Source organism: Ferrimonas kyonanensis DSM 18153, assembly GCF_000425405.1.
Lineage (GTDB): Bacteria > Pseudomonadota > Gammaproteobacteria > Enterobacterales > Shewanellaceae > Ferrimonas > Ferrimonas kyonanensis.
This window is the reverse complement of record NZ_KE384363.1, coordinates 228,528-239,287: the sequence shown is the minus strand read 5'-3', so window position 1 is coordinate 239,287 and position 10,760 is coordinate 228,528. Positions and strand designations below refer to the sequence as shown.

5 protein-coding genes are annotated in these 10,760 nt (G+C 54.2%); 2 read left to right on the top strand and 3 right to left on the bottom strand.

The window, feature by feature from the left end; translation table 11 throughout:
• Window positions 1-103: 103 nt before the first annotated feature.
• On the top strand, window positions 104-2,734 hold the full coding sequence (locus H598_RS0114605; RefSeq protein WP_028113661.1) for a TonB-dependent receptor domain-containing protein: 2,631 nt from the start codon (window positions 104-106) through the stop codon (window positions 2,732-2,734).
• A gap of 194 nt (window positions 2,735-2,928) precedes the next feature.
• On the opposite strand, the gene H598_RS25680 is transcribed toward H598_RS0114605, so the two are convergent.
• On the bottom strand, window positions 2,929-3,900 hold the full coding sequence (locus H598_RS25680; RefSeq protein WP_028113660.1) for a LysR family transcriptional regulator: 972 nt from the start codon (window positions 3,898-3,900) through the stop codon (window positions 2,929-2,931).
• 318 nt (window positions 3,901-4,218) lie between these two features.
• Between H598_RS25680 and ybaK the strand changes: the two genes are divergently transcribed.
• Window positions 4,219-4,689 (top strand): Cys-tRNA(Pro) deacylase, encoded by a 471-nt coding sequence (gene ybaK, locus H598_RS0114595; protein WP_028113659.1) that lies wholly within the window; start codon window positions 4,219-4,221, stop codon window positions 4,687-4,689.
• 130 nt (window positions 4,690-4,819) lie between these two features.
• On the opposite strand, the gene H598_RS0114590 is transcribed toward ybaK, so the two are convergent.
• Window positions 4,820-7,666, bottom strand: coding sequence for an FAD-binding and (Fe-S)-binding domain-containing protein (locus H598_RS0114590; RefSeq protein WP_051252750.1), 2,847 nt, complete (start codon window positions 7,664-7,666; stop codon window positions 4,820-4,822).
• 1,039 nt (window positions 7,667-8,705) lie between these two features.
• Window positions 8,706-10,385, bottom strand: coding sequence for an L-lactate permease (locus H598_RS24500; RefSeq protein WP_035415951.1), 1,680 nt, complete (start codon window positions 10,383-10,385; stop codon window positions 8,706-8,708).
• Window positions 10,386-10,760: the final 375 nt, after the last annotated feature.

Genomic DNA, 10,760 nt, shown 5'->3' with positions numbered 1-10,760 from the left:
GGGCGGCCTGACCGCCATCATGCATACCCAATCCACTCTGGGTTGTCCCGCTGCCAAGGGCTGCGGGGCAACCTGGCCGATCAGGACACAGGACAGTCTGACAATGAAAACCCAATCAACATTCAACATCAGCCAGGCGTCTTTGGCGGTACTGGCAGCCCTGGCGGCAGCGCCGGCCTGGGCCGAACAGGAGGCCAGTGGTGCCGACGACTTCCCCATTGAGCGGATCGTCATTACCGGCCGCCTCCAGCGCACCGCTTCTGAGGTGACCGAAGAGCGCCGGGAATCGCCCCAGGTCGCGGACCTGATGGGCGCCGATCAGATCGCCCGTACCGGCGACAGCGATGCCGCCGCAGCGCTGCGTCGGGTCACCGGTCTGACTCTGAAAGACGGCAAGTTTATCTACGTACGCGGTCTGGGAGAGCGTTACTCCAGCACCTCATTGAACGGTGCCCAGGTGCCCTCGCCGGACCCGACCCGCAGTGTGATTCCGCTGGACATGTTTCCCGCGGCCATCATTCAGTCGTTGTCGGTGCAAAAATCGGCGTCACCGGACACGCCAGCCACCTTTGGCGGCGGGCATGTGGACATTCGAACCAAATCGATTCCGGCGGACACCTTCTTTAAAGTGTCGGTTGGTGGCCAGTACAACTCCCTGCACTCCAACGATCGCCTGACCTATTCCGGCGGCGGTGACGACTGGCAAGGCAAGGACGACGGCACTCGAGCGATGCCGCAGAGCATCAGTGATGCGTTTAACACCTATGGTGGCGTGTCGGTGACTGACATTTTTCGGGTCACTGGCGATGCGGAACAGTCCATCGCCATAAACCGGCAACTGGCTCAGGACATGAATCGCGACATGACGGTGCAGGCCAAGGATAGCAGTCCCGGCTTTCGGGGTAGCCTGGCCTTTGGTGACAGCTTTGATCTGGATGCCGGCAGTGACTATATCCTTGGCTTTGTCGGCGCTGGTTATTACAAGCAACAGACCGAGAACTATGAGCAGGAAGAGTATGAGCTGGTCAACAAGGAGGGGGAGCTGAACGCCAGTTCGATCGCCAAAGGCACCGATGACATCGTGCAGTGGTCGGCGATGTGGAACATGGGATTGGAGCTGACCGAGGATCATAAGCTGGAAACGTTCAGCACCTACCTCAGGGATACCTCTGACGATGTTCGAGTCTCCATTGATGAAACCCTGGATACCATCAGTGAAGATCAGGCGTTGCAGCGCTATGCCATTGACTATGAAGAACGAACGCTGATCAGCAACCAGATTCGTGGCCAGCATTATTTCCCAACTCTGTGGGATCTGGAGGCCAGCTGGCAGTATACCGACGCCCGTGCCGAGCGTGATGCGCCCAATGAGCTGAACTACAAATACTCGGTGGTACAAAATGACGACGGCAGTTTTGCCAGTCGTTCCATGGCCCGCCGCTCAGATGCCGCAGTGTATCGTTATAGCCGATTGGATGACGATACCGAGAACTACGGTTTCGAGCTGACCCTGCCCATTGACCTGGGGGAGTCGGTATTGCGCTTGTCCGGTGGCTATGAGTACTTTGAGCGGGCTCGAACCTCGTATTCCACGCGTCTGTCTTTTGATGCATCCCGTTACAAGAGTGAGAATCTGACCGGCGAGTTCGGACAGGTGTTCGGCGATGACAACCTGTTTAATCCAGACAACGGTTTTGCCCTGCTGGATACCACCTCTGAGACCGACGATTACATTGCCGCTCAGATGAACGATGCCGCCTTCTTTGGCTTCGATTGGAACTTCGATGAGGTGTTCCGAATCACTGGTGGGGTTCGTTATGAGGATTTCCGTCAGCTGGTGCTGCCACTGACTCAGGAGGGGCAGGTGTCCGATGAGGGGGGCCGTAACGCGATCACCGATTACGCTACCAGTGAAGATGACTGGTTTCCGTCATTGGCGGCAACCTGGACCCTCAGTGACGAGATGCAGTTGCGACTGGCCTACAGCATGACCCTGGTGCGCCCGGATTTGCGTGAAGTGGCGCCGGTGCGATTTCAGGACCCGGTCACTGGTTTCGATATGATCGGTAATGCCGACTTGCAGAGCTCGGACATTCAGAACCTTGACCTGCGTTGGGAGTGGTACCTGGAGTCGGGCAGCAACCTCAGCGTAGGTGGCTTCTACAAGCGTTTCGATGCCCCGATTGAGTCGGTGCAGGTGGTGACCGAACAGGACACCTTGCTGACCTTCCAAAACGCCGAAGATGGCTGGATCTATGGAATTGAAACCGAGTTCTTTCAGCGTCTTGGGGTGTTTAATGAAGGCAGTGAAATTCTCGATGGCCTGTTTGTGGCCGGTAACCTGACCCTGAGCGACTCAGAGATCAAGATCACGCCTTCAGGCAACATCGATCCCACCAACACGGCCCGCCGAATGACCGGTCACTCCGAGTACGTGGCCAACCTGCAGCTGAGTTTTGATTCTCCGGGGTCCATGCACTCGGCAACCCTGGTGTACAACGTCTTTGGTGAGCGCATCGCCTATGCCGGTACCGGGGGGCTGGATGATGTCTATGAGCAGCCGTTTCACTCGCTGGATTTCACCTACAGCTTCTATCCTACCGACTCGCTGTCGGCCAAGTTGAAGGTGAAAAACCTGTTGGGCGAAGAGAGTGAATATGAGCAGGAGAATCACCGCGTGTTCTGGAAGAATGCCGGCAGTGAGTACACACTGACGTTTGCTTATCAGTATTAGTGAGCCGATGGAAGGAAACGCCACCTTTTCGGGTGGCGTTTTTATGGGGGTTGAGACGGTGTAGAAAGATGAAGATAATAATAATTATCGATTCCTTCACCTGAAATATAAATTTACACTTCCGAGCTTGCTGTTTTATTAAAAATGAACAACTCAGTATTCAATAAGGTAAAAGGTATATTGAAAATGGGTTTTTAATAAGTTTGTTCACTATCTTGCTTTGATTGCAAGGTAAAAATTTTATCCCGAAGGTTTCTGGCAAATATTTCGGTTAAACGACTGTCGGCGCTGCCTTTGCTTTCCAGATAGAATTGGAACTCGTTGGTGCTGTGAGGTGACAACACCTGTTTGCTCCAGTAGTCGGTAATGTTGACGTACGCCAGTTCGCTGCGTTCCTTGACCGCTTCCAGAGCGAACACCGACGCCAGAATGCTGATGTGATCGGTCCGGGCCAGCTGTTCCAGCAGCAGCGACATGCTGGAGGTTTTCATGGCCACCTCGATGGCACAACCGAGCTCCTGGGCCGCCACTTCGATGCGGTGATGTTTGAGGCTGCTCAAGGCATAGTTAAACAACACCATCGGGTGTTGCAGCAGGTTAGGCAGCGACACCGTTTGTTCAAACACCGGGTGGCCTTTACGGGCGACCAGGAAGTAGTTTTTCACGGTGCCAATGTGGTGTAAGTCCACGGAATCCGAGTGTTTGGGGTTGATCGAGATGCAGTAGTCCAGTTGGCCCAGATTGATCTGCTTGTGTGAATCAGGGGTCCAGGGGTGCAGGTTGTAGCCGAAGCCGTTGCCCAGTTCGGCGCGGGTTTGGTTCAGGCAATCCACCATCAGTCGGAACAGGTGCTCCTGGGCGGCGATGTTGACCTCCCATCTCTGGGTATAATCGTGGGCCAGGGCCTGGGACAACTGCTGGTACTGGCGGGCCAGTTCCTTGGCCATCGGGTAAAAAAACTCGGCTCGTTGATTCGGGATCATGCCGTATTGTTGGCGGACAAACAGTTCATCCTCGAACACTTCGCGAAGGCAGGTCAGGGCGCGACTGACTTTAGGTTGGGTGCTATTGAGTTGACGCGCCACCGCGATGCCACTGCGCTGTTCATACAACTCGACAAACACACTCAGCGTAAAATAATCCAGCTTATTGAGCTTGCTATTCATTGATATTGCCTGGGAGAGAGAATGAGCAAATCCTATATTCTATTTTGTCTTTTTTCCTGACTGTGGGTCACAATTTCAATGGGGAAGTTTCAGTATTTCAATATTGAATTATCTTTATTGTTTTCGAACTTTGAATATAAAGATAATATAACGTTCTGTTAATCTTTATGAGGGCGTAAAGCCTATTTTAGCAACAAAAATAGGTCGTCTTATGCTGCCCGGGTCATCAAAGGCAGCAGATTTGTGATCCACTCTGACCGAGGAAGACCGTGAGTGTGGCATACTGGGAGGTTCTGATTGACTCAACAGCGATCCACTATGACCCCAGCCGTAAATGCCGCCAAGAAAGCCAAGGTGGCGTATCAACTTCATCAATACCACCACGATCCCGCCAGTCCCTCCTATGGCCTGGAGGCCGCCGATGCACTGCAGCAGGACTCGGCGCGGGTGTTTAAGACCCTGCTGGCTGCAGACGACGGTGGCAAACTGTATGTGGCAGTGGTGCCGGTAACCGGGTCGTTGGATCTAAAAGCCCTGGCTAAGGCCGTGAAAGCCAAACGCTTGGCCATGGCCGATCCTAAGATGGCAGAGAAAGCCACCGGCTACGTGGTCGGCGGCATCAGCCCCCTGGGGCAAAAAAAGCGACTGCCGCTATTGCTGGACGAATCGGCACAGGCCCATGCCACGATTTTTGTCTCTGGGGGACGACGGGGATTGGAGATTGAGTTGGCTCCCGACGAGCTCGTGTCTCTGACACAGGGCCAATACGCGGCCATAAGAGGGAGATAACGGCGTTGTAAGCCAATGGTAAGGGCCTGAAGAGACTTGAGCAGTGTGACGTCGATATGAGCCCTTCAGCGAACGGTTATCCGAAAAAAAAGGCCACCCGTGAGGGTGGCCTTTGTCATCTCAGGACCGCTTAGGCTTTGGCCTTGGATGCTTTGTCCAGCAGGGTCAGGATGTTTTTGTACGGAATGCCGGAGTGAGTGGTCAGGCCGATCTCACAGGTGGCCGACACCGAGTAGCCACTGGTGCAACCCTTGTCTTTGGTTTCCGCTTTCAGGTTACGCAGGCCGTGGGCGTTCAGCTCTGGGTAGTTCATGCCGCGGTTACCGGCCATACCACAACAGCCAACCTTGTCACGCTCTGGTACCACAACGTCGGATGCGCACAGCTTGGCCAGGCCAACCAGGTCATCGACGATGCCCATCTTGCGACAGGTACAGGTTGGGTGCACCGCGATCTTCTCTTCGATCTTGGTGATGTCCAGCTTGTCGACCATAAACTGCATGGCAAACTCCTCTGGACCGAGCATGTTCAGGCGCTTGTCACAGGCACGACGCATCCGCTCCAGACAGGCGGTGGTTTCCACCAGAATCGGGTGCTCACCGTTGTTGGAGACTTCCAGCAGCCATTTGGACAGCTCGTCAGACTTGCGATCCGCCTGTTCGTCGTGACCGTAAGACTCCCAGGACTGGCCACAGCACAGACCCTGAGGTTTCTCACCGCACAGCATCTCGATGTTGGCTTTTTCGAACAGAGACTTAATCGTCTCAGGAATCGAACGTTGATCCTTGTTGCTTGGCGCGGTGCCTAGCATGCGGTTCAGACAGGCAGGGAAGTACACCGCTTTGGTGTCACCCTTCGTGGACATTTCAGGCAGGGCCTTACCACGTTTAGGCATACCTTCAGTCCATTGAGGAATCGGCATGCCAGGCATGATCTTGCGCGCCAGACCGGTGACCGCGCCCATACCACCTTCGCCAATCACGGCACGGGCAATGTCGGTGGCACCCAGCGCAAAGCGGGCTACCCCTTCCAGGTTGTCGTACTGGTTGGCAGTGAAGTTGGCGATCTTCTTGTCCATGGAAGTGGCGTACTTGGCACGTTGCTTCTTGATGAACTTACCGGTGTCGATGCCCATGGGACAGCCCAGCTTACACAGGCCGTCGGCGGCACAGGTGTCCATGGCGTAGTAACGGTAGTTGGCTTGCAGATCCGCCAGTACTTCCGGCTCTTTGCCGGTGGTTTCCAAGGTTTTCATCACTCGGGCAACGGCGGTGCGCTGACGGGGTGACATGGTCAGGCTGTGGGCGACACAGTGCTGCTCGCAGAAACCACACTCGATGCACTTGTCGATGAGATCGTGCACCTTAGGCAGTGGCTTAAACCCTTTAGAGTGGCAGTGTGGGTCATCGTTGATGATGACGCCCGGGTTGAGGATGCCGGACGGATCCATCACCTTCTTAACCCGCTTCATCATGCCATAGATGTTGCTGCCCCACTCCTTCTCAACGAAGGCGGCCATACCGAAGCCGGTACCGTGTTCCGCTTTCAGGGAGCCATCGTACTTGGTGGCAACCAGTTCAACGACCGCTGCCATGAAGTTATCGAAACGATCAATTTCGGCTTGGGTGCTGAAGTCCTGAGAGAAGATAACGTGGTAGTTGCCTTCCAGGGCGTGACCGTAGATCACCGCATCGTTGTAGCCGTGTTCGAAAGACAGGTTCTGCAGATCGATGGTGGCCTGAGGCAGCACTTCGATAGGGAAGGCGATGTCTTCGATGATGCAGGAGGTGCCCGCCGGACGCATGGAGCCCGCCAGAGGGAATACCGCCTTGCGGATGGCCCACATATTGGCGATTTCAGAGCCTACCTGAGTAAACTCGGCCGGCTTGTACAGACCGTGTTTGGCCATGATGGCGGTCATCTTGGCGATGTTGGCGTCGATCTCTTCCTGGCTCATGCCGAAGGTTTCGAACAGTACCGCTGTGACGTCCTTGTGGATGTCGTTCAGGAAGTCTGGGGTTTGGTACTTGGAGGCCGCGACCGCTTTCAGGGCGAAGTTATCCAGCAACTCGGCGGCGTTGGTCTCGTCAAAGGCGTCTTTACGCAGTTCCACAATCGCTTCACAGGCGCCACGCAGGGAGTCGAAGTACACCATGGCAGAGGCGGAGTGGGAGGATTTCACCACGCTCTTCATGGTCACCTCAGACAGGAAGCCCAGGGTTCCCTCTGACCCCACCATCAGGCGCAGCATGATGTCGAACGGGTCATGGAAATCAACGAAGGAGTTCATGCCGAAACCGGTCACGTTCTTGATGGAATACTTACGCTTAATGCGCGCAGTCATCTCTTCGTCGGCGGCGATCTCGTCGCGGATCTGCTCGATGCCTTTGATCACCTCAGGGTGCTTGGCGGCGAACTCTTTGCGGCTGGCTTCACTGGCGGTATCGAGTACGAAACCGTTGGCCATAACGATGCGGGCCGATTCAATCAGGCGGTAGGCGTTGTGGTGGGTACCGCAGTTCATGCCTGAGGCGTTGTTGGCCACAATACCGGACACCATGGCTGAAGCGATGGTGGCTGGATCGGGACCAAACTTCCACCCCAGCGGGTTGAGCACCTGGTTGACCTTGGCACCGATCACACCGGCCTGCAGTTTCATGCGGGCACCACCATCGAGTACTTCGTACTTGTCCCAGCCACTGCCGGCAACCATCAGGATGGAGTCGGAGATGGCCTGACCGCACAAGGCGGTACCGGCAGCACGGAAGGTAACCGGAGTCTTATTGGCATGACACTCCGCCAGGGAGGCCGCCACTTCAGCTTCGGTCTTCGGGTGAACAACGATCTGTGGACGTTTTTGATAAAAAGAAGCGTCGGTACCCCAGGCTACCCGGCGAAGGTAGTCGGTGTGAACGCGGTCCTGGTCTAGAATCTGGTTAAGTTTGTTAGCCAGTTCACTGTAGTTAGCAGTTAGCACTTTTTTATACCCTTATATTGTGTACCAAGGGAGTTAAATATTTGAACAAATATTTATTGCACTTGGTATAGCCCGCACCTGGATCACATTTATTCAACATCAATACTATGCCATAAGGGCATTTCTACATCTTTGGACGAATGACCGAATATAGAGTTAAAAAAGACCCTGGTTTTTGTGCAAGTGAACAAAATCATCGAAAATAATTCCTGATGGCTGCCGGGGTTGGTTGCGGTCTCTCTTAAAGGTGCAACAGAGCAGTTGCTCAACAAGGCGGCCGATGGTCGAGCGTGGCCCAGCGACCGAGTCCATCACAGGGGCGTGCCGTTGCTGGGGAACGGCACAGGGGTATTCGCCAGCGCTGCAGATGCCGGCGCGGCTCACCATGGTGATTTTTGTTGCACTGGGTTTGCCTTATCAGCGCCGCTTGATTGACCCTGGTCTGGGGGGAGCCTTCGCCGGGTTACCGCTGCTTACTGCCTGATAACGCTTGCCTGAGAGATCTGTGATAACGCCGGTCTTCCCTGAAATAGACTCGGCAGCATCCGGTGTGCGAGTGGTCCTTTGCCACTGGCCGTCGAGGCAGTGTCGGTTTTCAGAGCACGCTTGTTGCCCATGGTTGCAAGCCTGCCTGATTGAATCACCAAGCGAGCTTCGACTTGATGAGCATGCCTGCCGCCTTGCTTTCTGAAATGGAAAATGGAATGCCCTTCATCGGCAGGGATGGTACGTTGGGTTTGAGGTTCGTCGCGCTGCGCTGATTGGATGTGTGCACAAAATCTGATTTTGGCACCATGAGGCGGTTAGGGGGGGGTGAAACCGGGAGGGGTTATTTGTGGGTGTGGGGGTGAGCTTTTTATGCAACAGTCGATAAATTCGACCACCTACGTATTGTTATATAAATTGAATTTCGAATTTTCTTATTTTTGTAAATGTAAAAAGTGTTAATCAGGGCGCCGGGGATGAAGTGATATGGTTATGGTTCGCAATAAAAAAGCCGGACTCTTTAGTCCGGCTTTTTTCATTTCTGGTGAAGGTGTTAGAACCCGCCCCAGAAGAAGGCGATGGTACCCGCTACGAAGGCGTAGGCCAGGGCAACAGGCATGGTCTTACGAATAATTTCAGATTCGCGGCCAGCCATACCCACAACGGTAGCGGCGGCAACCACGTTCATTACGCACATCATGTTACCGGCGTTAGCACCGATACCCTGCAGGGCCAGTACCAATGCGTGGTTCATGCCGATGTTATCGGCAACAGAAAACTGCAGGCCGGAGAACATCATGTTGGAGAAGGTGGCGGAGCCAGACAGGAAGGCACCGAAGATACCAACGATTGGCGCGGTCCATTCCCAAACGGCACCCATGGTGTTGGCCAGCAGGTCAGCCAGTGCCTTAGGCATGGACATCAGGCCTGCGGCGTTTTCACCGGAGTTCAGGAAGATCTTCACCATAGGAACCGAGGCGCCCAGGGAGATGATGGTTGGGATCATGGACTTGCAAGAGTCTGTGAACGCACCGGTGAAGGCCTTTGGCTTCATCTTGAAGATGAAGAAGCCCAGGATACACACGGCCACAAAGAAGGCGCCTGGTGCGTACAGGGTCTTGAAGCCGGAGCTCAGGGAGGTGCCCATCAGGCCAGGCCAGCTGATGTTAAAGCTCAGCAGGAAGCTCTTCAGAGGGGCAACAACACGAGACAGTACCAGCAGACCGGCCATTACCAGGTATGGGGTCCAGGCAGCGGCTTGGGAAAACTGGGCCTTGGTGACGTCGGCGCCAGCAGCCTGTGGTTGGCCCGCAGTAGCAGACGCGGCTTTGCCGTCGTTTTCAGCGAAGTCATTCCAAGGCTTGGCTGGCAGCAGGAAGCCTTTCTTAGCCGCAGGGATAACCACAGCCATACCAACCAGAGCACCGATAACGGATGGGAACTCAGGACCGGCGAAGTAGTTGATCAGCCAGGCTGGGATGGTGAAGGCCAGACCGGCAAACAGGGCGAACTTCCAAATGGCCAGGCCTTCAGCGAAGGACTTGTTGCGGCCAAAGAAGCCAGTCAGTACACAAACCAGTACCACAGGAATCAGTGAACCGGTCACCAGATCGATGGTGATCATGTGCATGGCAATCTGCTGAGCGTAGTCAGCGAAGGTTGCGTTGGCACCCAGTGCAGCGATCTGCTCAGCGGCCATGGAAACGCCACCGGCGTCCAGACCTTTGTCCATACCGAACAGTACCGGCAGGCCGATGGCACCGAAGGAAACTGAAGTGGAGTCAGCAATCAGCGCAACAACGGCAGCAGCCAGTGGCGGAACACCCAGAAGTACCAGGAGTGGAGCGCCAATGGCAGCTGGAGTACCGAAGCCTGCAGAACCTTCAATGAAGGCGCCGAACAGCCAGCAGATGATGATGACCTGAACACGGGCATCGGCACTGATGTTGGTGAAGCCCGCACGGATGGTATCCATGGCGCCGGAAGCTGCCAGAGTCTTCAGCAGGAAGATTGCACCGAAGATGATGGTCAGCGGGGTTATCGCATCAAGCATACCCTGGACGACGGATGCACCAAGAATGGTGGTATCCATCTGCCAGATGAAGGCAGCTGCTAAACCGGTTAATACTGCAGAGATTGGCATTGCCTTTGAAGCAGGCATGCGCAATAGCACCAAGAATACAAGTACCGAAATAATCGGTGTGAGCGTTGCGATGGTCTGTATGAGATTCACGCCGTTTTCCCTTCTATTGAGGAATGATTACTTTCTTTCACTTTCACTACGTCAACTGAAAATTATTAATCCACAGCTGAACGCTAGTAATTGGTAGCGTATTCAATAGCGGAAAGCGGGAAAGAAAATTGATCCAAATCAATGTTGATGAACTTCACATTTTAGTAGCAATCGGGAATGAGTTTCTCATCCCAATTGATGATTTTTTGTGATCCATGCCATTTTTGCGCGACCATAGCTAGTGATGGCGATCACACTTTTTTTCTGACTTTTGAAACGAAAAATTCACAACTTATTTTTATTCTTTATAATCAATGGCTTGGCTATACATTCGGAATCTATAATGTTTCGTTTTTAGCGGTTCTTAATGTGAAT